Consider the following 25,861-nt stretch of genomic DNA (forward strand, 5'->3'; position numbering starts at 1 on the left):
CTCCATACCTTGTTTTTTAACTTAAATAATTTTTTACTATTTTACTTATTTCCTTAGAACTTATGTCTTCTAATTTATAGTATTCTGCATTCATATTTTCAGCTATTTCCTTAGCTAATTTTAATTTTACAAAATCTTCTTCTGTATCTATTACTATAGTATGAATACCTTTTTCTCTTATTTGCCTCGCTACACCTATTGCTTCTTCTAAGGGATTATTACTATTTTGAGCTACATTAGTCCTTCCATCGGAAATCAATACTATAATCGGAAACATATTAGGTTCTTTCTTACTAGCAAATTTTATAACTTCATAAGCTTTTTTAAGACCAGCTGAAAGAGGTGTTTTACCTCCTGTAGGCATTTCTTTTAAACATCTTTCAGCTAAATCTACACTTCTAGTTATGTCTAAAAGAACTTCGGCACTTTCTTTTCTAAAAGCTATCATGCCAACCTTATCTCGCTTTTCATAGGCATCTGTAAGAAGAGATAATATAGTTCCTTTAACTTCTTTCATTCTTTTTTCAACTCCCATGGAACCGCTAGCATCTACCACAAATAATATGGTGCTTCCTGTCCTATGTTCTCTAACCTTCTCTCTAAAGTCCTCTTTTTTTATACTAAAAGCAAATCCATTATTTTCTCTAAATTTTTGATAGGGAGCTGCTGCCCTTAAAGTTGCATCAAAGGCTAAATCTCTAATCTTGCCCCTTGGAAAAGAGTATTTTACATATCTCCCCTTTTGCATATCAGTTCTACTTTTTATTCTCTTTCCAGTTCCCTTTATCTTATTAAACTTTCTATTAAGGGGACTTATATCTTCTAGCTTAAAAGATATGAAGTTATTAATATCTTCAATTTTATCCGTAGAACTATTACTATTATTTGAGATTTCACTTTCATGATTTTTTTCATCCTCTATGGACTCTTCATTTTCTGAAGGCTTTTCCTCTTCCATTTCTTCTAAGGGTGATTCTTCTGTATTTTCACCTGTGTCTTCATCCTTATCAGTAGAGTTTTTTTCATCACTGTAATTACTTATATCTGGGGATGCCTCTCTAATCCTATGTGGAAGTGCATAAGATGCTGCCTCCTTTATATCCTGTAAGGTTATATTGCACCTATTCTCTAAAGCAGCTATTGCCTTTGCAGATTCTATTATTACTAGTTCTGCCCTATGCCCACTGCAATTACCCTGAGTACATATATCTGCTACAAGATTTATAATCTCATCTGTTACTTTTACATCTTTTAAAACCTTTTTAGCTCTTAAAATAGACTTGTAGAGCTCTTTTTCTTTATTACTATAACTTTCTATATAAAATTTTTTATCCTTTTCGAAATCTAATCTTCTTTTTAATATTTCCATTCGTTCTAATACATCTCTACTTCCTTGTACTTCTACATAAAGCCCAAATTTATCTAATAATGCAGCTCTTAAGAATCCTTCTTCTGGATTCATAGTACCTATAATAGAAAATTTGCATTTGTGGCTATATGATATACCTTCCCTCTCCACATTATTTATTCCTGTGGAGGATACTTCTAATAGACAATTTACTATATGTTCACTAAGAAGATTTATTTCATCTACATAGAGAATATTATTATGTGCTCTTTTTAATAATCCAGATTTAAAAGACTTTTTTCCTTCTACTATAGCCTTTTCCATATCTATAGTTCCTACTAAATTATCCTCAGTAATATTTAAAGGTACTTCTACAAATTCCATATCACTAATTAAATGAGCAAGTCCCCTAACTAAAGTGGATTTTGCAGTTCCCTTTTCCCCACTAATCAGCACTCCACCTATGGAAGGATTTATTACATTTAATATAAGAGCTCTCTTTAAGTAGTCTTGACCTATTACTGCTGTAAAAGGAAACACCATATCTTCTATCATTTAACCCTCTTCCTCTCTAAGCTCTTTCCATAGATTTAATTATATGCTCCACCTTTGAATAATCCATTACTCCCTCTTCAAAAGGTCTTCTTCTCATCCTATGTGGAAGAACTAATTCTGCGGCTTCTCTCATATGCCTTCCTGTAACATTAAGTTCCCCATAAAAAGCTGCAATAGTGGTTGCAGCCTTTATCATGCTAATATCTGCCCTATGACCATCTACTTCCATTTCAATGCTTATAGTAGCTGCCATTTCTAAAATATTATAATCATAATTTACTCTGCTTAAAATTTCCTTAGCTTTTAAAATTCTCTCTCTTAGCTCTTCTTGCCTTTTATCATAAGACTTTATAAATTCTTCCCTATTTTTTTCATATTGAAGTCTTCTTTTTATAACTTCCACCCTTTTTTCTTTTTCCCTTTCTCCAATAACATTAACCACCATACCAAACCTATCTAAAAGTTGAGGTCTTAAATCCCCTTCTTCAGGATTCATAGTTCCAACTAAAATAAACTTTGATGGATGAGAGTAGGAAATACCCTCTCTTTCTATGGTATTAACACCCATAGCTGCAGCATCTAATAGTACATCTACTACATGATCATCTAATAAATTAACTTCATCTACATATAGAATATTTTCATTGGCCGAAGCTAAAATCCCAGGTTCAAATTTCTTTTCTCCTTTTTTAATAGCATGTTCTATATCTAAAGTACCAACCACTCTATCCTCTGTAGCACTTACGGGAAGATCTATAACCTTCATCTTACCCCCTTTAGATTCTTTTAGAAGTGCTGCAAGGGCACGTACTGCTGTTGATTTTGCTGTGCCCTTTTCCCCTTTAATTAGAACCCCTCCTAAAGATGGATTTATTACATTTAGTATTAATGCCTTCTTCATAGACTCTTGTCCAACTATAGCTGTAAATGGATAAACCTCTCTTATACTTTCCACAAATACCCTCCCATACTTTCCATATACTTTTATCTTATATTTTTTAAATATTATTCTTCAAGTTCCCCTTCTAGTTTTAGGATTTCTCTTATTAATTCTTCTTTTTGATCCTCTTTAGGATTCCAATACCCTCTATTTTCATATTCAAGCATAAAATTAAGCATTTCCATGTAAGCCCACTTGTTATTTTCTTTAAGTCTTCCCCTCAACTCTTCATCTTTTATATAAGTATTAAACATTTTATCATAAACCCAATTTTCTACCTTGTTAGTGGTTGCAGATAGTCCTAAAATATTCTCAAATCGCTTATTTATCTCACTTCCAGCATGATAATCATGTTCTAATAATCCTTCTATCCATTTTGGATTTAAAAGTCTAGTTCTAACCCCTCTATTTATAGACTTTTCTACATCCTCTGTTAAAATTTCTTCTCCTGTAGTATCAGTAATATACATCTCCGCTTTCTTACCTCTAGATATTTCAACAGACTTTGAAAGCCCTCCAAAAAATTCATAGTAATGATCTAAATCTGTAATTTCGTATTCATGATTACTTCTAATCTGAGATACTATATCCACCACTGAAAGGTTGTTTTTAAAAAGTTTTTCTGCTTTTTTTCCTCTATAATTAGGGCTATATACATGGTTTAGACTATCTATATATGACTTTCCTATATCCTCTTCTGATTCCCAACTTTTAGTTTCTATTAAACTAGTAACTTTTGTGCCATACTCTCCTTCTGCCGGTCCAAACAATCTTGCTGTACTAAGTTCACTAGCTTCTTCTTTGCAATAACCTTCCTCAAGCAATTCATTATATATTATTTTGCTATGTTTTTTTACATAATTCATATTGTCATTTTCATCTAAACTGCTTATTTCAACAAAAAGTCTTGTTAGCTCTTCCATAATGTTAGGAAACATATCTCTAAAAAATCCACATATATTAACAACCACGTCTATTCTAGGCCTCTTCAATTCTTCTAGAGGAATTATCTCAAATTTATTTTTAAATTCCCTAGAATTAGTTTTAAATCTTACTCCCAAATACCATAAAATCTGTCCAAGGGTTTCTCCTCCAGTCCTAGAAGTCTCAAGCCCCCATAAAACTGATGCTATACTCTCTGGATATTTTGAATTATTATTTTTATAATTTTCTAAAGTATTTTGAGATATAATTACTCCCCTATTAAAAGCAAAAATGGAAGGTATGCTAAAAGGATCAAATTGATGAAGATTATATCCAGTTGGCATACTCTCTGGGCTTCTTATAATATCTCCTGCTAGTTTACTTGGAATATATTCTGAAGAAAGTCCTTTTAATAATCCACTAAACTCATGACTATAAAGTACTTCATTGTATAAAATCTTAGCAGATTTAAGTTCTTCTTCTATTTCTCCTATAATATCTCTACTTGAAAATTTCTTCTCTAATATAAGTTCTCCATGACTTATGTAAGAACTTATTACTCTTTTCATCTCTTCTTTTATATCTTCAATTTCTTCTATTTTATTTTCTTTTAAAAGATCTTCATAATTCTCTCCCCTTAAAGTTGCCATAAGAGAATTCAACGATTTGCCAGAAGGTCTATTAAAAGAAAGAACTTCTCTTATATAGTTTATAGCTTCTTCCCTAGAATAAGCCTCCCCAAAAATATGAAGTCCCTTTGGTATAAGAGAATTTTTCATTCTGTAGAGTTCTTTTTCTATATCTTCTAAGGAATTAAATGGTAGATTGTTTTTTAAACTTAAAGATTTTATCTCTTCTACTATGTCTTTACTCAAAATAGGATTAAGTCTTTCAGCTTCATAGTATTTATGAAACAGATTTTCTATATTAGTAAACTCTCCATAAAGATCACTTTCTATAAACATAGGAGGTTTATATCCTATTAAGGTGGCAAGGGATCTTCTCTTTGCTATCATAGCTTCAGAAGGATTTCCTACATAATATAAATACAAATGAGGTATAGCTCCTGTTAATATATCTGGAAAACACTCTCCTGAAACACCACATTCTTTTCCTTTTAAAAATTCAAGAGTTCCATGGGTACCCACATGAATTATTACATCAGCTTTAAATTCTTCTTTTATATAGTTATAAAAAGCTAAGTACTGATGATGTGGTAATAATTCTTTATTATGATACAGCTTTTCTGGATTTTCATGAACCCCTCTACTTGGCTGAAGTCCTATAAATACCTTACCTCTTACAATACCAGGAATTAAAAACTCATTTCTAGAACTCATTACATCTCCTGGTACCTCTCCCCACTGCTCTATTATTTTTTTCTTATGTGAAATAGTATTAAGAAAACTACTATATTTTTCACTGCTATATTTTAAACACTGCTCTTCTCCTTCTATTCTCTTCCATCTTGGAGAATTTACTATTCCATTATTTATAAACAACTCTTTAAGTGCCTTGCTATATATAGGTTCTACGTCATAGTCTTCTTCTTTTAATCTTTCTAATATATTTTCTATGGATTTAAAAGTATCTAAAAAAGCTCCTCCAAAAATATTAGCTTCACCTGGTGGATAATTGTAACATACAATAGCAACTCTCTTATCCCTATTTTCCTTTCTTCTGAGTTTAACCAAATTAAATGATAACTCCCTTAATTTTTCCACTCTTTCTTCTATAATGTTAAGTTTTGTTAAGGTTACACCATACTTTTCTTTATTCTCTATAATATCTAAAGCCCCCACTGGTATCATGTCTATAGCACCATCTAGCTCTGGAAGCATTATGGAAACTAAAAACTCAGAAGTATTTAACCCTTCCACACTATTTTCCCATTGTACTTTAGTTTTTCTAGTCATAAAAAATGGATGAAGTAATGGAACATTTAAAAGTCTTAGAAGTTCTAATGATCTCGTAACATCTCCTCCCATAGGTCCTGCCCCAAGCCTAAATGGCAGAAAGTTTATTATTAATTCAACTTCTATATCAAGACTTCTTATTATTTCCTCTAATTCCTCATTTCTTCTTAAAGCTGAAGCTGGGAATACTAAGGGAAGTATATTAAAATCTTTTTTAAACTTCCTATATATTTTTTCAACTTCACTCATGGTATCTGTAGGATAATTGTAGCCACTAAACATAAATAATAAGTTAGGTTTCTCTTCATCTCTAAACATAACCTCTGAAAATTCCTTAAAGGTCCTAAATCTTTCTTTTCTTTCAAAGCTATAAAAATTTATATTCTCTACCTCTATAGGCTCCTTAGGTTTTGGAAATTCTCTTATATTACCATAGTCTCTCATTAAAAGATATAATAAATTTTTAAAATCTTCCTCTGTGGAGTTTGTCCAATACTTACTGATATAAGATAAATTTTTCATGTCTTTAAGTATTCCTACTGGGATCATGCTACCCAATTTTTCAGACATATTCATCATCTTGTTCATCTTTTTCATATGTGATTCATCCATACCTTTTGATGAACTCTTACTTCCCATATCCTTCATAGTTAGTTTTCCAAGTCTCATAGATTTTTGTATATCTGAACTTCTATCTCCAATAGGAACAACATTTCCCTTAGCATAGCTGCATGCCTTAGCTACTTTTTCATAGTTTTCCATAGGTGCTCCCATAAGGTCTATTAACACAACATCTGAATCCTCTATATCAGCAAATAGTCTTTCCCATGCATGGAGACTTAACTTTTCTCTTCCATTATATAACTTTAAATCTAAAACTTTAGGGTATCCTTCTTCTATATCTTCATGAATTTTTACAAGACAATTTAAAGCCACATTAGAAATTGTAATTACTGTTATCTTCATAGCCACCAGCCCTTTTAATTTAATGTTTAAACTCTCAAATTATTAACTATTAGATAAAACATAAAAATAAGGTTTTTTAGTATCTTCTCTTTTAAACACTTTAGACTTTATATTAAATATTTCTTTTAAATTTTTTTCCGTTATAATCTCTTCACCACATCCACTTTTAATTAATCTTCCTTCTTTTATAACAAATAACCTATTCGAATATCTAGCTGCCTGATTAATATCATGAAGAACCATTAAAACAGTTAATTTATCCTCTTCATTTAAGGTTTTAATAAGTTCTAATAATTCTATCTGATGGCAAATATCCAAATAAGTAGTTGGCTCATCTAAAAGAAGAATTTTAGGTTTTTGAGCAAGAGACATTGCAATCCAAGCTCTTTGTCTTTCTCCCCCTGATAATGTACTTAACTTTCTATGTTGAAAAGGGAGTAATTTTGTTCTATCCATAGCCCAATTTACCGTATCTATATCTTCCTTTGTGTCCCTTCCAAAGAAACTTTTATAAGCATACCTTCCATAGGTTACAAGTTCTTCCACTGTTAAATCTAAATTAGAATTATAATTTTGTGATACATATGCCATATTTTTAGCTACAAATTTATTATTCATGGTTTTTATATGCTTACCATCTAAAAAGACTTCTCCTTCATAATTTTTTATGTTTCTTGATAAAACTTTAAGTAAGGTGGTTTTTCCTGAACCATTAGGTCCTATGATTGAAGTTATTTCCCCCTTTGATATCTTTATATCTATATCTTTTATAATTGTTTTTTCCTTAATTTTAACGGTGATATTTTTACCTTCTAATATTAAATCATTCATTTTATCACCTAAGCCTTTCTTAGTAAATATAAGAAAAATGGTGCTCCTAGAACAGCCATAGCTACTCCTACAGGAATCTCTACAGGACTAAATATGGTTCTTGACAAAGTATCACAAACTAAAAGCACTGTAGCACCTAAAAGCCCAGAGGCTGGTATTAAATGCTTATAATTAGATCCAACCATTATCCTTGCTGTATGAGGCACTATTAAACCTACAAACCCTAAAAGTCCTGCTACAGATACGGAGCTTGCTGCCAATACGGCGGCTACAGCTGTCATTATAAGCCTAGTTCCCTCCACATTAAGTCCAAGACTTCTAGCTATATCATCTCCTAAAACTAAGATGTTCATCTTTTCACTCATTAAAATTGCTACTATAAGCCCTATTATAGTGTATGGAAAAATCACCGACACTTGTGGCCAACTCCTTGCTGAAAGACCTCCTGTCATAAACATTAAAGCACCATGAACCCTATCACTATAAAATACTAATAAGGCTGATATTCCTGCACCTAAAAGACTTGATACTGCCACACCAGATAAAATAACTCGCATAGGTTGAATACCACCTTTCCATGCAAGAGCATAAATAAGAAGGGCAGCACCCATGGCACCTAAAAAGGCTACAGGTGTGAGCAACTCTTGATGCTCAGGAAAAATTATCAAAAGTATTATTCCCGTAAGGCCTGCCCCTGAAGAAATTCCTATAATGCCTGGGTCTGCAAGGGGGTTTTTCATAACCCCTTGCAATATGGCACCAGAAATTGAAAGATTCATTCCAACTAGAGCTGCTAATATACTTCTTGGAACTCTAACATTCCAAATTACTATTCTCTTTGAATCCATATTACTACTTGTTAATGCTTCTATTATCTCCCTAAATGAAAGTTTCATAGTTCCAAACATATTACTTATAAAAAAACTAGCTACAACACATATAAATAGTATAATAATTATATTCCACTTATAATTATGAGATTCACCTTTTAAATTATTATATTCAACCTTTTCTATACTATTTTTATTTGATTCCCATTTCCTCAACATTTCCATATACCTCCGGATATACAGCTCTTGCCATAAATTCTATGCTCTCAACAAACTTATCACCAGGATTATATAAGAAATGACTTTGTGGTAAAAATACTATTTTGTTTTCTTTAACTGCCCTTAACTCTTTCCAAGCTGGATTATTTTCAAGATTTTTCTTCATAGATTTTTCTGCAAGTTCCCTTGAACTAACCATACTGGTTACTAAAATCATATCTGGGTCACTTTCAACTATTTTTTCCATACTAAAAGGTACATTTTCTTCTCCCATTTTTTCTGCCTTAAGTCCTTTTGCTATATTTTCCAATTTAAGATTTTTAGCTACATTACCTGCAATACTGTTTTCTAACTTTAAGGAAACATCTTTTCCTGTAACGTATAGTATAGCTACTTTTTTAGGTTTTTTAGGAAGTTTATCTTCAATAGCTCTTTTCTTGTCCTCCATATCTTTTATTGTTTTTTCTACTTTATCCGTGTTTTCTGTTATTTTACCCATTATCCTAAACTTATCTAAAACATCTTCATAACTTCTCATATTTAAAGTTATAACAGGTATATTGCTTTTTTGAAGTATAGGAACAACCTTGTTTTGAAGACCAAATTGAGCTATAACAAGATCTGGTTTTAAAGATATAAGTTTTTCTATATCCACATTGTATACAGCCCCTACGCTCTCTAGCTTATCTGCTTCTGGTGGGACAAATCCCCCTCCCTTAGAATCAGTTTTTGTTATAGATTTACCTCCAGCCGCATATAAAATCCCCATATAAGTTGAAGATATAGCTGCAATTTTTTTAGGTTTTTTTTCTAATATTACTTCATTTTTTAAGTCATCTGTTATTTTTAATGGATAAGAGACTTTATTAGTTTCTTCTTTTTCCTCTTTTGATGCTTCTACTGAAGTAGTTTTTGCTTTGCTAGTTTTATCTTCATTTTTTTCCTTTGTGCCACATCCACTTAAAGTAACCATGGATGCTAATAGTAAAATTGATACAAGCCTTTGAATTTTTTTCATTTAATAACCCCCATTATGTATTAGGCATAGAGAAAAGTTAATTTAAACTTTTGCTTTAACCTTTTTATTTAATTAAATAAAAAAAGCTATACCAAGTAATTTTACAAATTACTTGGATATAGCTCTCAGTGATACCAAATATTTGGAAAATGTTATATTAATAGTCTATATATTTAATATATATAGACTTATTAAACAATTTTAAAACATAAACAAAAAAACTCCTATCGGAGTTTGTATGCACAAATATTAAAAAGCTTAGATAAAGATAGCCTTTTATATAAGAGCACATCATTTTCCCACCGAAAACTATGCTTAGATATTAGGCAGGTCTCCTGACTTACACTTCACCCTTGTCCTACCTTCCCAGAACATATTAGTTCCAGTGGTTTTAGGATTCGTCTGTGCTTACAGTAGCGGGGGCTGTAACGGATTTTAACCGTTTTCCCTATTAATTCCTTAAAAGGAAACCTAATACTACGATATATTATATTTTCCACAAGTCTTATGTTATAATATTTTAGTTTTAATGTCAACTTAAAATATAGTAATTTCTAATCTAATTTATTACATATAAATAACCATATTTACCCATTCAACCGATTCAATATACATTTTATATAATTCTTTTTTGTCTATATTTATTTTCTTACAATAATACTCTACCTTATCCCATTGTGCTCTCTCATAATTATAAATCAGTTTATAAATATAATAAAATATGTTTTCTTCAACACCTAGTAATGCTAATTTTATATCTTCACCTATATAAATTTCATTTAAAACCTCTTCTAATTCCATATCTAGTAAGACATCTACCATAGAAATCATGCCCATCATATAAACTTCAAAACTTTTTTCTTTAAATTTTGTATTATTACATAAAAGTTCTCCAAATTTTGCTCTTATTAAACTTATTTTTAATAACTCTGAAGGTTTGTCTTCAGTTAAACCCCTAAGAGCAATTAAATATAACCAATTAACGACGTCTCTTTCTCCTATTAAAGCTATAGCATGTTTAATTGATGTAACCCTACTTTTAAAACCAAAAGAAGAAGAATTTATTAGTTTTAAAAACTTATAGGATAAGGATACATCTTTCATTATAATAGATTCCAAATGTTCTAAATTTATATTCCTTGAATAAATTTCATTCATTATATTTATACTATTTAGTTTTGAAACTGGGATATCTCTGCCAGAAATTATATCTGGTCTGCAAAAATAGTATCCCTGAAAATAAACATAACCATACTCCATAGCCTCTTTAAAGTCATCATAAGTTTCAACTTTTTCAGCTAAAAACCTTATATTTCTTGTTTTTAATCTTTCTATAATTCGCTTTCGTTCTATACCCTTAGTAGCCAAAAAATCTACTTTTATTATATCTGCCACATCTATTAATGCATTGTATTCTTTACTAATTATAAAATCATCTAGTGCTATGGTATAACCCTTTGATTTTAATGTCTTACACTTATCTAGAATTTCTTTGGAAGGAGTTACATTCTCTAGGACTTCGATAACTACATTTTTTATTGGGAGCATATGGGGTATATTTTTTTTGATAAGTTCTTCTGTAAAGTTTACATAAGTGGTCTTCCCATCTGTTATATTTTCTATGCCCATAGTTATAAAACTATTTGCTATAACACTTAAAGTTGCGTTTTCACCATTTATAGCATTATATTTATTTTCCTTTGGGTTGCTCCTATACAATAACTCATAAGCAACAGTATCACCATTTCTATTTAATATAGGTTGTCTACCAATAAAAACCTCCAAAAAACCACTCCTTTATATTATGTGAAAGTCAAGTAGGATTTAATTACATTTTTAAATCATACTTTCTATTCCTATACTATTATATATAAAACTAGATAATATTACTACATATTTATATAAGGTTAGATTAATTTCAACAAAATTATTTAATAAATCAAAAAAATATCCCTTAAGTAGCTATATATAATTTAAAATAATAGCTACTTAAGGGAGTTTTATGCTAAAAGTTATTTAATATTATTTATTTCTCTAATTTTAAACTTATTAATACTCTCTTCAAGCTCTATAGTAAGGTTACTTAAATCATTAGCCGTCTTAGCCACCTCTTGTGAAGATGAATTCATTTCCTCTGAGGATGCCGCAATCTCTTGTGAGGATGCTGACACTTCTTCAGCTATAGAAGATGTACCCTCCACTTTTTGAAAAATATTGTTTTTCTCAGAATCTATAAATTCTGAAGACTTATCTAAGGAACTAATTTGCGGTAAAACTTCCTCAATAGATTTTAAAATTTCTTCAAAAGAATAAAGAGATTCGGATATAACCTCTGAAGAATCCTTTAATCTTGCACCTATTGTATCCGTGTCCTCTACTATAATCTTAGTTTCATCTGATATATTATTTACTATAATGCTAATATTATTTGAAGACTCTTTACTTTGTTCTGCAAGTTTTCTAATTTCTTCAGCTACTACAGCAAAACCTCTACCTGAATCTCCTGCACGCGCTGCCTCTATAGCAGCATTTAGTGCTAAAAGATTAGTTTGTTCTGCCACATTATTTATTAAAACTGTTATTTCATTTATTTTATTAATATTGTTCCCTAAGCCCCCTATCTTTTCAGCAAAATTCTTAAAGGTTTCTCCCACAAATTTAAAAGAACTATTTAAAGTAGTCATTTTATCACTATTATTTTTAGCCGTTTCACCTATTTTATTTGAACTATTATTTAAGTCAGTTATACTAGAGGCAACCTCTTCTATAGCATGGCCAAATTCATTTAATATGTTAGTTACATCTATTAATTCTTGTGCTTGTTCCCCTGTTCCCTTAGCCACATCATTAATAGCATTAGCTACATTATGTGATGAAGATGCCATTTCCTCTGATATAGCACTTAAATTTTCAGAAGAAGTAGTTATTAAATTTATTTTTTCCTTTAAGGATTTTATAATGTTCGAGAAACTATCTAAGGTATTTTTAATATCTAACTTCATTTCTTCAAATTCATTTCTACCATTATTTTGAACTTCTATATCCAAGTTGCCTGAGGCCATTTCCTTAAATATATATGACATCTCTTTCAAATAAGTTTTCATAGTTTTAATTATAATTAATGATAGTATTCCAAAAACTACAATACTCATAATAAGTATACATATAAGGATATTTCTATTAACTTTAAATATACTGTCACTTTCTAATTTATCTTCATCAGCACACTTAATATCATAAACTGATAATTCCTCTAAAGCCTTTTCTATTTCATTTCCTAGATCTGTTATCTTATCTCCATCTTCCTTTGAAAAACGTTTTCCTTCCTTAGAACTTATAACAGCCTTTTTTGCTAATTCTAAATATGTATTATAATTATCCTCAAAACTCTTAAGAAATTTCCTCTCTGTTTCATCAGATGGTGTAGATGTATATTCTTTATAATTTTCCATTATAATTTTGTTATCTTCTTCTATATTACGCATATATACATCATCATAATTTAGATCCGCATTAGCTGCATTTAATCTAATAGATATAAACTTTTCCTTTATATTAGCTATATTGTTTATTGGAAGTAGTAATTCATCATACATATTTTTAACATTATTATTAACCTTAGATGTAGCTACTGTACCAAAAATTCCTGTAAGTAAATTAAAACTCATTCCTAAAAAAGCTAGAAGTAATACAAGATGGGTTATTTTAAAATTTCTAACCCCATTAACTTTAATTCTTTGTTTCAAAGCTATTCCCCCTTATGTTTTCTACAATATTTAAAGTTTATTTCAGGCTGTGTTAGATTGAACTATCTGACATAGTCTTATTTTAATATAAAATATGAAAATAGTTATTAAATAATTATTAATATTTTCATCTTATGTATAATATCGTATATTTAAGATATTACTTAAATGATTATACTTAAAGTTTTTAATTTACTATATCCATATATCATAGAATTATATTTTAAAACAAATTCTATGCTAAAACAAATTAAATTTCATAGAATTTATTTTAAAAGACCTATATAATCTATAATGAAGAAACTTATAATGTGCTTTATATATTAATATATTATAAATAAAATATTTGTAATTAAATCATAGAAAGGAAAGGAATTTATTTATGAGATTAAACAAATTTATTAGTGAAAAAGGGATCTGCTCAAGAAGAGAAGCTGATAGATTAATAAAATCAGGAAAAGTTAAGGTAAATGGTAGTATAGCAGAGCTAGGTCTTGAAGTTACAGAAGATGATTATGTTTTAGTTAATAATCGTCCCTTAAAAAAACGTGATGACTTAGTTTACATAGCTTTTAACAAACCTGTTGGGATTACCTGCACCACTGATAGAAGTATTAAAGGAAACATTATAGATTATGTAAACTATCCAAAAAGGATATTTCATATAGGAAGACTGGATAAACCTTCTCAAGGACTAATATTTCTAACCAATGATGGTGACATTGTAAATAAAATTTTAAGAGCTGGAAATAATCACGACAAAGAATATATAGTTACTGTAGATAAACCTATTACAAAGGAGTTTATAGCAAAAATGGGTAGTGGAATTCCTATCCTAGGTAAAATAACAAAGAAATGTTTTGTAAAAAAGGAAAGCAAATATGTGTTTAGAATAATATTAACGGAAGGTCTTAATAGGCAAATTAGAAGAATGTGTGAATACCTTGGTTATAATGTAAAAAAACTTCTAAGAATTAGAATTATGAATGTAACTATAGATGGAATTCCAGAAGGAAAATGGAGATATCTAAGTAAAAATGAATTAGATAAATTAAATGAGTTAGTAAAATCATCAGTTAAAACAGAAGAAGGTTCTATATAATAAAAAATATAATAATTAAATTTATATACAAAAGTAACCTATAAATAAATTTCTAAGCTTCAAAAGGATTCCCTCCCTCTGAAGCTTATCAACAGACTTCTTAGGAGTTTTACTCCTTAGAAGTCGTTATCCTTTAAGGGAAATCATTATTAATTATTCTTAGCCCACTAAAATATTTGCCCTTTCAATGGCCTCATCTATATTATTGCAGAAGCTTGACTCCCCAATTATTTCTACAAATCCGTACTTCTTAAGCATTTCCATAGGTTGTTCTTGAAGTTCTAGCATAATTAACTTGGTTTTATTCTTTTTACAAATATCATATAACATTTCAAAAGAATGATATGCTGTAGCATCCATAAATGGTACCTTACTCATTTTTATTATTAATATTTTGGGTGGTGTTCCCATTTCCCTAATAGCACTTACAAATTTGTTTGCAGCTCCAAAAAAGAATGGACCACTTATTTCATAAACCGAAATATCCTTTGGTATCTTAATACTATCTATTAAATCATTTACGTCATTATCTTCCAAATCATCTAATACACACTCCACCTTGGTAATCTCAGCCATCTTTTTCATAAATAAAAATGAGGAAAGCACAACTCCAACTCCAATAGCAACGACTAAGTCTAAGAAAACAGTCAAAAAGAATGTAACTATAAATACTATAGCATCACTTTTAGGAGCCTTAAATATATCTTTAAAAGCTTCCCATTCCCCCATATTATAAGATACCATAACCAATACCGCTGCCAATGAAGACATGGGCACTAATTTTACATAAGGCATAAATAATAGCATAATAATTAAAAGTGTAAGAGAATGAACTATGCCTGCCACAGGAGTTCTTCCACCATTTTTCACATTAGCTGCTGTTCTTGCAATAGCACCTGTAACTGGTATACCACCAAAAATTCCTGAAAAAACATTTGCAGCACCTTCTCCTATTAGCTCCATATTAGAACGATGCTTTCCACCAATCATTCCATCTGCAACCACAGCAGATAATAATGATTCCACCCCTGCTAATATAGCAATAGTTAATGCCGGAAGCATAAGCTCATTTATCATTGTTAAATTTACCTTTGGCATAATCAATTTCGGGAGTGAGGAAGAAAGCTCACCAAATTGACTTCCTATAGTATTAATATTTAAACTAAATATCATGGTAACCACGGTGCTTATTACTATAGCAATAAAAGTTCCAGGGATTTTTTTATTAATTTTAGGCCATAAAACAATTATTCCAAGAGTTAAAAAAGCAATAAATAAACTTTGTAAATTTATACTATGTATACTATTAAAATAAGCTATCCATTTATTTATAAACTCAGAAGGAACTGATTTCATTTGAAGTCCTAAAAAATCCTTTATCTGAGTTGAAAAAATAACTATGGCTATGCCACTTGTAAAACCAGTAGTTATAGAGGATGGTATATATTTTATTAAACTACCAAGCTTTAAAAATCCCATAATAATTAAAAAAATCCCTGCCATTATAGTTGCTACTGTAAGACCATCTATTCCATATTTTTGTATGATCCCATATACGATAACTACAAAAGCTCCTGTAGGTCCACCTATTTGAACCCTACTTCCACCTAAAAGTGAAACTATAAAACCTCCAATAATTGCAGTATACAGTCCTTTTTCTGGTGACACTCCAGATGCTATACCAAGTGCTATAGACAGTGGAAGTGCAATTATTGCAACGATAATACCTGAGATAAAATCCTTTAAAAATTGTTCTTTTGTGTAACCTTTTAAACATGTAATTGACTTTGGAACTAACATAATTATCCCCCTTTTAAGACGTAAAAAAAACCTAAAGATTTATCTTTAGGTTTCAAAAGTCTATTACTAGATTGTTTGTATATTTTCAGCTTGAGGGCCTTTAGGTCCTTGAACAACTTCAAAAGAAACCTTTTGTCCTTCTTCTAAAGTCTTGAATCCTTCTTTTTGGATTTGAGAGAAATGTGCAAATACATCATTTCCTTCTTCTGTTGTTATAAATCCAAATCCCTTTTCTGAATTAAACCATTTAACTGTTCCTGTCATGTTTCGTACCTCCGAAATTTTTATTCCTTTAATTCTTTGTAAAAATATTTCATTAATAAAAATTTCGAAATATAAATACTGAAGTTAATACTAACTTAGATAATTTCAAAACTATTAATATAACAAATCATTTACTTCTGAATTAAGGTTCTTTTATATTATATAATACAATAAAAAATAAATCAAGTGTTTTTAGTAATTTAATATAAAATTTATTTTATATATTTTAAATACTTATTATATGCTTATTTCCTATAATATTTTAACCTCTATTTATACGATGACTACTCAATCTAAAACCCCCAAAGACAACAACTTTGTTTATAACTTTTACCCACTATGTTCTTTTAAAAACTTTTTCTTTATAATGCCTGAAATAAATATAAATAATGGAAATAATATTTGAATAAAGAAACCATATGTAGGCCAGTACTTCCCAACAAATTCCATAGCCTCTGTAACTCCGCTAAACATTATATAAGAAAGGTTTAGCAATAAAAAAACCACAGGCACTAATATATCTCTATAATCATTTAAGCTAAAAACCTCTTCAATCCCCTTTGAAGCACTTAGTATGCAATAGGTTATTTCAAGAAACTGTATTATGGTAAAAGCTATAGAAACTACTATCTCTATTCTTTGAAATTCGCCTCCCCATTTTAATCTTTTTATACTTTCATAACCAGCATAATAGAAATGAGAATAAGCTTCCCCACCTATTAACATTATATTTATTATAGTTGATATGGTAACAAAAATTCCTCCAATAATTAAGGGTTTTAAAAATATATTTTTATTTTTTTCATTTCCCTTTATATAATCAAAAAAACCTACAAATATAAAAACTTCTGTAAAAGGAAAGGCAGTTATTGCAAAAGATTCCTTTAATACAGTTTTAAAATCAGTAAATATAATTGGGTATATATTTATTGTTTGCATTTGGGGGATTAAAAGTATCCATGTTAAAATAACAAAAATTATTATTTTTCTTATAAAAAAATGGGACCAAGCAGATAATACCTCAATTCCACTCCGTAATATCCAAATGCTAAGTACTCCTATAAATAACATGGTAATAAACTTAGGTGTATTAAAAAGAGCTGTTAACTTTATGAAATCTATAAAATCATTTAAGATATATGCCCCAAGAAAAATCATATGTAATATAGGAATTATATTTAATATGGTACCAATTTTTTTACCGAAAATTTCGGTTATAACTTGATAAAAATTCTTTTGGGGATATAAATCTAAGATTCTACCATACATTAAAATAATAGGGATACTCATAACCATTCCTATTAAAGTAACAACCCAAGCATGCTGTTTTACTTTTCCTCCAAGACTAAATAATAAATAGGCACCTATGCAATAACTAAAAATAAGAAGTTGCATTTGTTTTTTAGTTATAACCTCATTATTCATGGTCTCCTTGTCACCCCTTAAAATATTTTAATTAGTTCCATAAATTTTCCAAATGGTATCATAGGATCTGGTACCTTTATTTTTAAGACCTCTAAAGAGCTAATAATTAAACTTATGGAAATTATAAAGATGTATACGGGTATTTCCTTCTTTAAATTTTTATTATATAAATTTTTTAAATCGTATAATGCTATTAAAACATAAAACATAATCATAAAAAAAATCATCTTATTTTCCTACTCCTATATTTTTATTAGTTAATCCTGTATATTGTATATCTACATTTACTTCAACTTTAATTTTTGTATCCACAAAAGCCTTATCCCAATCCTTAGAGACCTTATCCCATTCCTTAGGCTCTTTTTTTCTGAAAATATATCCAGTGCCAATTATATCAGTATCATATTCCTTTTGCAGTTTTTCTATTAAATTAAGACAATTATTTTGTATATATTCTTCTGCTTTCTTTTTTACCTTTTCTCTTCCATCCTTTGCTACATAATCTACCCCTTCTTCTGCCAATTCAGATAGGGCTGTTTCTAAATCTACATATATAGTTAAACTTCTTCGTCCTTCTTTTACCTTTGTCTCTGCCTTTCTTGTAGTCTTTATTACTTCTAGAGATATATTTTGATCTTTACCTAATACTATAGGAATTACAAATTTCATTTCAGGATTAACTAAGATATCTAGCATCATAGTCTCAACTTTGTTTAATTTACCTATCATTTTATCTCCCTTAAACACCGCAGTACCTAGTATTTGTGTAGAAGACTTAGTTCCATCTTTCACTATACTTATCATGGGAACTGATGGTGAAATTCCCTTACTAGATATATCATTTATAAGTTTAAATATTTGTACTCCTCTGTACTCTCCTGTCTTATCATTGCTTTTTATAGAAGATTCCAAATCATAAGATAATATTTCATCAGGCTTTTTATCCGTATTAAGAATTTCTGAGGCAGTAGACATTTCAGATATTATAACCCACATATCATTTCTAATTTCTACATCTCTATTTATTAAATCAATTACTGGTATTATCCCTTTTTTAGCAATATCCTTACTTATTATAACTACTTTTGCATGGGACAATTGTAACATCTTGCCAACCTTCTTAATTGCATCTCTCAATGCCTTATGTATAGTTTCTCCTCTAGTCTGAACTATACTTGAATTTATAGTTTTTTCATTTACAGTCCCCTCTAAAACCTCCATAGTTAATATATATTCATCTGTATCTTTATCCCTATCTATAGCCATACCAGCTACATATTTTAAATCTGTCATTTCTACATAATCCCAGCATCCAGTTAATGTTGTAGAAAAGCATAATAATATAAATAAAACTATTATTTTATTTATATATTTTCTCATCTCTTTTTCCTTCTTTTATTATATTTTTTAGCTCTTACAATGTCTTTATTAATAAATTTTGTTCTATATCTTAAAAACCACCAAGGTGCCCTAATAGTTTTATCTTTAATGTTATCCTTATCTAAATCAATGGTGTTTAACATATATGGTATACCAAAGGTCTTTATAGACATTAAATGAATAACTAACCCCATTCCTGCAAAAATAACTCCATATAATCCAAGAAAGGAAGCTAAAATTAAAAATAAAAACCTTGTAACAATTACTCCTGTCCTCATTTCATATAATATTAATTCACTTATGCCAGCAATGGCAGTTACAATTACAATAGGAGCACTAATAAATTTAGCATTAACTGCTGCATCACCTAATACAAGGGCCCCAACAATACTAACTGTTGCACCAACATGCTTAGGTAACCTTATACCAGCCTCTCTTATTATTTCAAAAGTAATAACCATGGCTAAAGCCTCTACTGATGTTGGTAGTGGAACACCTTGCTTTGCAGAATATATACTTAAGGCCAATTTAGTTGGTATCAATTCCTTATGAAAGGTTATAAAAGCAACATAAGCAGCTGGAGTAATTGTCGCTAAGATAAAAGCAATTATTCTAATGATTCTATTGAAAGTGGCATATATAAAATTATCATAATAGTCTTCATTTACATGAAAATATTCTAAAAATATAAAAGGAGCTGTAAGTGCTGCAGGAGTTCCGTCACACAATATTACTATTCGTCCCTGTAATAATTTTAATGAAACCACATCGGGTCTTTCTGTCTTTCCAATGGTGGAAAAGGGAGAAAGACCCGCATCACTTATGTACTCTCTTATATGTTCGCTAGAAAAAATCCCGTCCACCTCTATTTTATTTAACCTTTTTTTTAATTTTTCTAGTATTTCAGGGTTTACTAAGCTCTCCATATACCCTATAGAAACTTTAGTCCTAGTTCTAACTCCTATTTCCATTCGTTCAAATTTTAGATCTGGAGAATTAATTTTTCTTCTTATTAATGACATATTAGTATTTATAGATTCATTGAACCCTTCCCTAGGTCCATTAACTACTGTTTCAGATTGTGGCTCTTGTATAGACCTAGTTTCCCATCCTTTAGTATTAAATATTAGTGCTCCATCAAAACCATTTATAAGCAATATAGAATCACCATATAATAAAGCTTTTGTTATGTTATCTAAATTCTTCTCTTCTTTTAAATCATCTATAAGTACAACTTCCTCTTTTATGTATTTTATAAGATTATTTTGCTCTGTATCTAATTCAGCATTCATTATAGGAAATAATATATTTTCGTTAATGACTTTTCTATCTGTCATACCATCTATAAATATTAGACAAAATTTTAAAGCAGAATTTATATTTTTAAAATCTCTATAAATTACTGTGTCATCATTTTTAAGTATATTTTTCTTAAAAAGCTTTATATTTTCCTGAAGTGATTTTTCTAAACTGGCTTCTTTAGTATTATTTTTTGTTTCTTTATTCTCTTCAGGTAATTCCTTCACAAAACCACTTCCTTCCAAAAACAACTTTTCTATTATCATATATTATTTCCATAGAATGCTAAACTATTCAATATTTAAGTTCAATATTACGTAACTATAGATTTATTTCTTTTTATTTATTAAATTATTTTTTATTTATCCAATTGCTCCTTATTTATTTAATTATTTTTTCCTTGATTTTATTATGGTATAATTATAAAATTTAATTATACATAATAAATTATTTATTAGTTTAACTTATAGGAGTATGTAAAATGTTAGATATAAAAATTGAATCCTTCTTATGTGTATGTAAACATAAAAGCTATACAAAAGCTTCAGAAGAGCTTTGTATAACTCAGCCTGCAGTAACTCAACATGTTCAATCTTTAGAAAAACACTATAACTGCAAAATGCTAGAATATAAAAACAAAGCATTAAAATTAACAAAAGCCGGTGAACTTTTCTATAGGTATGCTGTTAATTTAAAAGGAATTGAAAGCCTTATGGAAAAGGAACTTATTGAAATAACTAAAAAAACTAATACTTTAAAGTTTGCAACTACCTTAACTATTGGAGAATTTACCATTGCACCAATGCTGGGGGATTTTATAAGAGAATTTAGTGAGTATGATATAACCATGTATGTAGATAACACAGAAAAGGTTCTTACCATGCTTAAAAAAGGCGAAATAAATTTTGCCATAGTTGAAGGTTTATTTAATAAAAATGATTATGAATCTAAACTATATAAAGTAGCTAACTTTATACTTATATCCCCTACAAACCATCCATTATTAATGCAAAATCAAGTTTTTTTAAATGATCTTAAAAATGAAACTATAATAGTACGTGAAAAGGGTTCCGGTTCCCGTGAAGTATTAGAAAGAGGACTTTTTGATAAAAATTATACTCTGGATAATTTTAAAAACATTATAGAAATCGGAAATGTAAATGTAATGAAAAAGATGGTTGAAGGTAACATTGGCCTTAGCTTTATGTACGAAGATGCAGCCATTTCTGAAATAAATAAAGGTGAGTTAGCCCAAATTAAACTATGTGATTTTATTCTCCAAAGAGAATTTAACTTTATATACTTAAAAAATCAAACAACAGAAAAAGATCTTAATAAGTTTTTCTCCTTTTTCCTACGTAAGTTATAATCTGTAAATAAGTAAAAGTTGAGAAGTAAGATTGAAGAGGTAAGAGGTAGTAAATAAGAATTAAAAAGTAATAAATAAGAGGGAAAAAGTAAGAAGTAAGAGGTAAAAGTTAATGGGTAAGAGATAATAAGTAAGAATTGAGATGGAAAAGTTAAGAAAGACCTATGAAAATATCAGTAAACACTGTATTCATAGGTCTTATAATTTAATTAACCTAAGGCATGTAGTATAAAACTCATTAAGAATATAGCTGAAATTATATACATGGTAAGAGAAATTTCCTTTGATTTTTTTGCAGCTAATTTTACAATTGGATAAGCAATAAATCCAAAGGCCATACCATCTACAATACTAAAAGTAAGTGGAATCATAACTATAATTAAAAATGCTGGGAATCCCTCTGAAAAATCATTTAAATCAATATGCAATACATTTTTTATCATTAGTCCACCAATAACAATTAATATAGGTGAAATAGCACTATTAGGTATAACTTTTATAATTGGAAGTAAAAATAAGGATGTTAAAAATAAGCTCCCTGTAATTACAGAAGTTAATCCTGTCTTTCCTCCTGCTGCTATGCCAGCTGCTGTTTCAATAGTTGCAACTGTAGGACTTGTTCCAAATAAACCGCATGTAATAGCCGATAATGAACAAGATCTAAAAGCATTTTTGAATTTTTTAGGTTTCTCTAGCATAATATTTATCTGTCCATGGAGAAGTCCTAAATTTTCAAAGACTAAAACCAATGTTAATGAAAACACAGCTATCCAAAAGGTAATTGAAGTTATGGCGCTAAAATCTACCTTAAAGAAAACCTCTTTATATGCACCTAGTGAAAAATTTGAAAAAGTAACCTTTGAAAAATCCACTAGTCCGAAGAAATAGGATATAATAGTTCCACCTATCATGCTAATTAAAAAATTTCCTGGCACTTCACGTATAAATAACATTAAAGTAATTATTAAATTAATAAAAGTTACATATACAAGTGGATTGCTAAAATCCCCTAAGGATACAAAAGTTGTTTCACTTCCAACGACTATTCCACTCTTTTGTAATCCTATAAATGTAATTAGTAAACCAATTCCCACAGTTATAGCTTCCTTTAAGGAAGTTGGAATTGATGTTGTAAGTATTTTAGAAAACTTTGTAAATGATATTATAGCAAATAAAATTCCTGATACAACTACTGCTGCCAGTGCCTCCTTCCATGAAAGGCCCATAGCACCTACAATAGTATATGAAAATAGTGCATTTACTCCCATGCCTGGCACTAAAATTATAGGAGCATTACTTATAAAACCCATTAATAAGCATCCTACAAAAGATGATAAAACAGTGGCTATTATTGCACCCTCTACCGGTAATCCTGCATCAGATAATATAGACGAGTTTACAGCTATTATATAAACAACTGCGAAAAATGAGGTAAGCCCTGCTATAAATTCTCCCTTTACTGTAACATCATGTCCCTGAAGATCAAATATTTTTTTTACTTTTGTTTTCAATTCTCCTTCATCCTTTTTCTTTTTCCCTCTCCCACCCACATTATTTTTATATAATGCATTAACCATTATATTTAAAAACTTTTAAAAAATCAATAAAAAAATCTCATGTAAGTATTTACACACCACATGAGATTTAAACCTTAATTATTATCCTTTAATTTCCTTGTAGATATAACCAATAACACTACAGTCAATATACATAAGAACATGATCTCTGCTTTAACATAATATAAATTCTCACCATATAAGACTTCATTACTAGCTACATTAATCCAAGTAGTAGGAATAAACTCTGAAATTTTCTTTAAAAAGCTAGGCATAATATCCCTAGGCCAGAAACATCCCCCAAGCATAGCAAAGGGTATATTAACAAGTGAACTTATGGCTCCTGATTGCCTTAAATCATTAGAGTGCGTTGATATAAATAATCCTAAGGACACAGTAAACACTGCGAATATTATAAATAAAAGTAATATTTCAAAGGGTCTATCCCCTAAGTTAAACTTAAATACATATTTCATTAACATAAAAAATAATATAACTTGAACTATAGATACAGTTAGGAAACTTAAAAGATTTTCCATAATATATCTACTTCTACTTAATGGAGTCGTAAAATATCTTGTATATAGATTTTTTTCCTTATCTTTTATAAGCATATTAGTAGTAGATGTAGTTAAAAACAACATATTCATAACTATAAATCCAAGTGCAACTGCAGTTTTTGATTTATTTCCTTCGCCTTTATCTACACTTTCATATTGAGCCTTATAACTTCCACTTTCATAATACTTAAGCCCCTTATAAAATTCTTCCTTATTTCCCTTTGATACTGAAGCTATCTTCTTTACATTATTTAAATATCCATCTAAAGAAAGTTTAATAGACATAGCCGCATTTCCTTCTTTTACTTCATAAGTTTTTAAAGTAGGATTTTTGCCTAAAATTATGTTTTCTGTAAAACCTTTTGGTATTACTATAGCATAGTCAGTCTTATTATCTACTAAGTTATTTTGAATATTTTCTTCACTATCTAATAATACAGTACCTTTAGCTTTTATATTGTCTATAAGCTTCGCTGAAAACTCTGTACTATCCTTATCAACCACAGTAACTTTTAAGGGCTCTACCCCGCTAGACCCTTTAAATGATATAAACATAAATACAAGTGGTAAAATTAATATAAATAATATGTTTACTTTATTCCTAAATAATCTTTTTAAGTTTGTAAAATAAATAGTCATTACACCCTGTCCCTCCTTCCTACAATCTTAGCTCCTATAAATAATATTAAAGTTAAAATCCAAATACCTAAAATATTTAAAAATATATCTTTTGAAGCTCCTCCATAAATGCTTTTAAATATAGCATCTTGCGCTAAATAGTTTGGTGTCATATGAGATATTTTCCCAAGTATTCCAGATCCAAAATCTATCTTAACAAAACCTCCACCTAAGAAAGTAAAAATAGGGACCAAAATATTTAAAAGAGCTAATCCATATAATCCTTTTTTAGTCATCATACAGACAAATATACCAAGCATAGTGGACATGGTAGCTAAGGACAAGGTTGTTAAAAGTATAATATGAATTTTACCTCCAAAACTAACTTTAAATACTAGTTTTGATACAAGAAGTAAAATTATAATTTGCCATAAAAGAGTAAATACTGCCCCTATGCCTTCTCCTAAAAACATTTCCCAAAGCTTTACTGGTGATGATTTAATTCTTCCTCCAACCACACTATAATAATCTTTGTCTATGGCAAAGTTTGCATAAATTGATCCAAACATTATAATCATTATAAGCATAGTTATGGCATAATATTCTGTAGCTGTAGGCTTCTTTCCTGATATAGTTACTATGTCTGAGTCTATATTATTATATTTTTTAAGGGAAAAATCTCTAGTTTTTAGCTTAGCTAAAGCTTCAAAGCTATTTGCCTTATCTGCATAAGCATCCATTATATTTTTTACTATGGATACCTTTAAACTATTATAATCACTACCAACTACTTTAATTTTTCCTTCTATACTTTCATCATATATAACAAGAGCCTCATATTCCTTTTTTTCAACAAGCTTTTTACCCTCTTCTATGTCTTTAATTTTAGTAGCTTTTATAATATCAGAGAATTCCTTTAAATTTATAAATTTTTCAAAGTTCTCTCCACCAGTTCCACTTACATTATTTACATATAACAAATTTATTTTCCCTATGTTTTTAGCTGCAAAATCCTCACTATTTCCTAGGGCATTTCCCAATATTGCAATTAAAATTACTGGAATTACTAACATAGATATTAAGGACTTTTTATCTCTTATATATTGTATTATTCTATATTTAGCTATAATAAGAAAATTCATGTTTTTCCCCCCCCTTCTAATCTCTAAGCTTTCTACCAGTTAGGTTTAAAAAT

The 25,861-nt window shown here is 29.3% G+C and carries 19 protein-coding genes and 1 riboswitch; of the genes, 2 read left to right on the forward strand and 17 right to left on the reverse strand.

Translation table 11 applies throughout. The annotated features are described in order from the left end of the window. Positions 1 to 16: 16 nt before the first annotated feature. The 8 genes from FNZ64_RS13370 to FNZ64_RS13405 all read right to left on the reverse strand — a co-directional run bounded on the left by FNZ64_RS13370 (position 17) and on the right by FNZ64_RS13405 (position 13,293). Positions 17 to 1,903: a magnesium chelatase subunit D family protein gene (locus tag FNZ64_RS13370; protein ID WP_207705531.1), complete on the reverse strand. Its 1,887-nt coding sequence runs from the start codon at positions 1,901 to 1,903 to the stop codon at positions 17 to 19. Between the two features lie 16 nt (positions 1,904 to 1,919). Beyond that, the gene (locus FNZ64_RS13375; protein ID WP_185903795.1) at positions 1,920 to 2,858 is read right to left on the reverse strand and encodes a magnesium chelatase ATPase subunit I; all 939 of its coding nucleotides are present in this window, start codon (positions 2,856 to 2,858) and stop codon (positions 1,920 to 1,922) included. A gap of 50 nt (positions 2,859 to 2,908) precedes the next feature. Then, on the reverse strand, positions 2,909 to 6,649 hold the full coding sequence (gene bchH, locus FNZ64_RS13380) for a magnesium chelatase subunit H (protein WP_142415511.1): 3,741 nt from the start codon (positions 6,647 to 6,649) through the stop codon (positions 2,909 to 2,911). 42 nt (positions 6,650 to 6,691) lie between these two features. Continuing rightward, complete coding sequence (locus FNZ64_RS13385) at positions 6,692 to 7,480, reverse strand: ABC transporter ATP-binding protein (RefSeq protein WP_142415512.1); 789 nt, start codon at positions 7,478 to 7,480, stop codon at positions 6,692 to 6,694. Positions 7,481 to 7,488: 8 nt separating this feature from the next. Beyond that, positions 7,489 to 8,529, reverse strand: a complete 1,041-nt coding sequence (locus FNZ64_RS13390) for a FecCD family ABC transporter permease (protein ID WP_142415513.1) — start codon at positions 8,527 to 8,529, stop codon at positions 7,489 to 7,491. Continuing rightward, positions 8,504 to 9,547: an ABC transporter substrate-binding protein gene (locus FNZ64_RS13395; protein ID WP_142415514.1), complete on the reverse strand. Its 1,044-nt coding sequence runs from the start codon at positions 9,545 to 9,547 to the stop codon at positions 8,504 to 8,506. The genes FNZ64_RS13390 and FNZ64_RS13395 overlap by 26 nt, the downstream gene beginning before the upstream one ends. A gap of 308 nt (positions 9,548 to 9,855) precedes the next feature. Then, positions 9,856 to 10,037: riboswitch (cobalamin riboswitch) on the reverse strand. A 77-nt stretch (positions 10,038 to 10,114) separates the two neighbouring features. Then, positions 10,115 to 11,332 carry an EAL and HDOD domain-containing protein gene (locus FNZ64_RS13400; RefSeq protein ID WP_142415515.1) on the reverse strand — a complete coding sequence of 406 codons (1,218 nt, stop codon included), beginning with the start codon at positions 11,330 to 11,332 and terminating at the stop codon, positions 10,115 to 10,117. Positions 11,333 to 11,559: 227 nt separating this feature from the next. Beyond that, positions 11,560 to 13,293 carry a methyl-accepting chemotaxis protein gene (locus FNZ64_RS13405; RefSeq protein ID WP_243129289.1) on the reverse strand — a complete coding sequence of 578 codons (1,734 nt, stop codon included), beginning with the start codon at positions 13,291 to 13,293 and terminating at the stop codon, positions 11,560 to 11,562. A 382-nt stretch (positions 13,294 to 13,675) separates the two neighbouring features. Between FNZ64_RS13405 and rluF the strand changes: the two genes are divergently transcribed. Further along, positions 13,676 to 14,395, forward strand: coding sequence for a 23S rRNA pseudouridine(2604) synthase RluF (gene rluF / locus FNZ64_RS13410; RefSeq protein ID WP_142415516.1), 720 nt, complete (start codon positions 13,676 to 13,678; stop codon positions 14,393 to 14,395). A gap of 159 nt (positions 14,396 to 14,554) precedes the next feature. On the opposite strand, the gene FNZ64_RS13415 is transcribed toward rluF, so the two are convergent. The 6 genes from FNZ64_RS13415 to FNZ64_RS13440 form a co-directional block, all read right to left on the reverse strand. Continuing rightward, positions 14,555 to 16,195: a SulP family inorganic anion transporter gene (locus FNZ64_RS13415; protein WP_142415517.1), complete on the reverse strand. Its 1,641-nt coding sequence runs from the start codon at positions 16,193 to 16,195 to the stop codon at positions 14,555 to 14,557. A 66-nt stretch (positions 16,196 to 16,261) separates the two neighbouring features. Further along, positions 16,262 to 16,459, reverse strand: coding sequence for a cold-shock protein (locus tag FNZ64_RS13420; RefSeq protein ID WP_142415518.1), 198 nt, complete (start codon positions 16,457 to 16,459; stop codon positions 16,262 to 16,264). A 330-nt stretch (positions 16,460 to 16,789) separates the two neighbouring features. After that, complete coding sequence (locus FNZ64_RS13425) at positions 16,790 to 17,884, reverse strand: GerAB/ArcD/ProY family transporter (protein ID WP_142415519.1); 1,095 nt, start codon at positions 17,882 to 17,884, stop codon at positions 16,790 to 16,792. Between the two features lie 17 nt (positions 17,885 to 17,901). Continuing rightward, positions 17,902 to 18,111: a hypothetical protein gene (locus FNZ64_RS13430; protein ID WP_142415520.1), complete on the reverse strand. Its 210-nt coding sequence runs from the start codon at positions 18,109 to 18,111 to the stop codon at positions 17,902 to 17,904. A 1-nt stretch (position 18,112) separates the two neighbouring features. After that, a complete protein-coding gene (locus FNZ64_RS13435; protein ID WP_142415521.1) occupies positions 18,113 to 19,264 on the reverse strand; it encodes a Ger(x)C family spore germination protein in 1,152 nt (383 codons plus the stop codon). Next, a complete protein-coding gene (locus tag FNZ64_RS13440) occupies positions 19,261 to 20,829 on the reverse strand; it encodes a spore germination protein (RefSeq protein WP_142415522.1) in 1,569 nt (522 codons plus the stop codon). The genes FNZ64_RS13435 and FNZ64_RS13440 overlap by 4 nt, the downstream gene beginning before the upstream one ends. Before the next feature lie 215 nt (positions 20,830 to 21,044). On the opposite strand from FNZ64_RS13440, the gene FNZ64_RS13445 reads away from it, so the two are divergent. Then, on the forward strand, positions 21,045 to 21,932 hold the full coding sequence (locus FNZ64_RS13445; protein WP_142415523.1) for a LysR family transcriptional regulator: 888 nt from the start codon (positions 21,045 to 21,047) through the stop codon (positions 21,930 to 21,932). 209 nt (positions 21,933 to 22,141) lie between these two features. Here the strand turns inward: FNZ64_RS13445 and FNZ64_RS13450 are convergent, their stop codons facing one another. The 3 genes from FNZ64_RS13450 to FNZ64_RS13460 all read right to left on the reverse strand — a co-directional run bounded on the left by FNZ64_RS13450 (position 22,142) and on the right by FNZ64_RS13460 (position 25,808). Further along, positions 22,142 to 23,482, reverse strand: a complete 1,341-nt coding sequence (locus FNZ64_RS13450) for an NCS2 family permease (protein ID WP_142415632.1) — start codon at positions 23,480 to 23,482, stop codon at positions 22,142 to 22,144. Between the two features lie 101 nt (positions 23,483 to 23,583). Continuing rightward, positions 23,584 to 24,687: an ABC transporter permease gene (locus FNZ64_RS13455; RefSeq protein WP_142415524.1), complete on the reverse strand. Its 1,104-nt coding sequence runs from the start codon at positions 24,685 to 24,687 to the stop codon at positions 23,584 to 23,586. Next, complete coding sequence (locus tag FNZ64_RS13460; protein ID WP_142415525.1) at positions 24,687 to 25,808, reverse strand: ABC transporter permease; 1,122 nt, start codon at positions 25,806 to 25,808, stop codon at positions 24,687 to 24,689. Before FNZ64_RS13460 ends, FNZ64_RS13455 begins: the two co-directional genes overlap by 1 nt. Positions 25,809 to 25,861: the final 53 nt, after the last annotated feature.

The organism is Hathewaya massiliensis, assembly GCF_902143515.1.
GTDB classification, from domain to species: domain Bacteria; phylum Bacillota; class Clostridia; order Clostridiales; family Clostridiaceae; genus Hathewaya; species Hathewaya massiliensis.

Coding starts and splice junctions, on each gene's coding strand:
- bchH (WP_142415511.1), bottom strand. CDS start 6,649: ATGAAGATAACAGTAATTACAATTTCTAATGTGGCTTTAAATTGTCTT.
- FNZ64_RS13370 (WP_207705531.1), bottom strand. CDS start 1,903: ATGATAGAAGATATGGTGTTTCCTTTTACAGCAGTAATAGGTCAAGAC.
- rluF (WP_142415516.1), top strand. CDS start 13,676: ATGAGATTAAACAAATTTATTAGTGAAAAAGGGATCTGCTCAAGAAGA.
- FNZ64_RS13435 (WP_142415521.1), bottom strand. CDS start 19,264: ATGAGAAAATATATAAATAAAATAATAGTTTTATTTATATTATTATGC.
- FNZ64_RS13425 (WP_142415519.1), bottom strand. CDS start 17,884: ATGAATAATGAGGTTATAACTAAAAAACAAATGCAACTTCTTATTTTT.
- FNZ64_RS13415 (WP_142415517.1), bottom strand. CDS start 16,195: ATGTTAGTTCCAAAGTCAATTACATGTTTAAAAGGTTACACAAAAGAA.
- FNZ64_RS13395 (WP_142415514.1), bottom strand. CDS start 9,547: ATGAAAAAAATTCAAAGGCTTGTATCAATTTTACTATTAGCATCCATG.
- FNZ64_RS13390 (WP_142415513.1), bottom strand. CDS start 8,529: ATGTTGAGGAAATGGGAATCAAATAAAAATAGTATAGAAAAGGTTGAA.
- FNZ64_RS13445 (WP_142415523.1), top strand. CDS start 21,045: ATGTTAGATATAAAAATTGAATCCTTCTTATGTGTATGTAAACATAAA.
- FNZ64_RS13440 (WP_142415522.1), bottom strand. CDS start 20,829: ATGATAATAGAAAAGTTGTTTTTGGAAGGAAGTGGTTTTGTGAAGGAA.
- FNZ64_RS13430 (WP_142415520.1), bottom strand. CDS start 18,111: ATGATTTTTTTTATGATTATGTTTTATGTTTTAATAGCATTATACGAT.
- FNZ64_RS13460 (WP_142415525.1), bottom strand. CDS start 25,808: ATGAATTTTCTTATTATAGCTAAATATAGAATAATACAATATATAAGA.
- FNZ64_RS13385 (WP_142415512.1), bottom strand. CDS start 7,480: ATGAATGATTTAATATTAGAAGGTAAAAATATCACCGTTAAAATTAAG.
- FNZ64_RS13455 (WP_142415524.1), bottom strand. CDS start 24,687: ATGACTATTTATTTTACAAACTTAAAAAGATTATTTAGGAATAAAGTA.
- FNZ64_RS13420 (WP_142415518.1), bottom strand. CDS start 16,459: ATGACAGGAACAGTTAAATGGTTTAATTCAGAAAAGGGATTTGGATTT.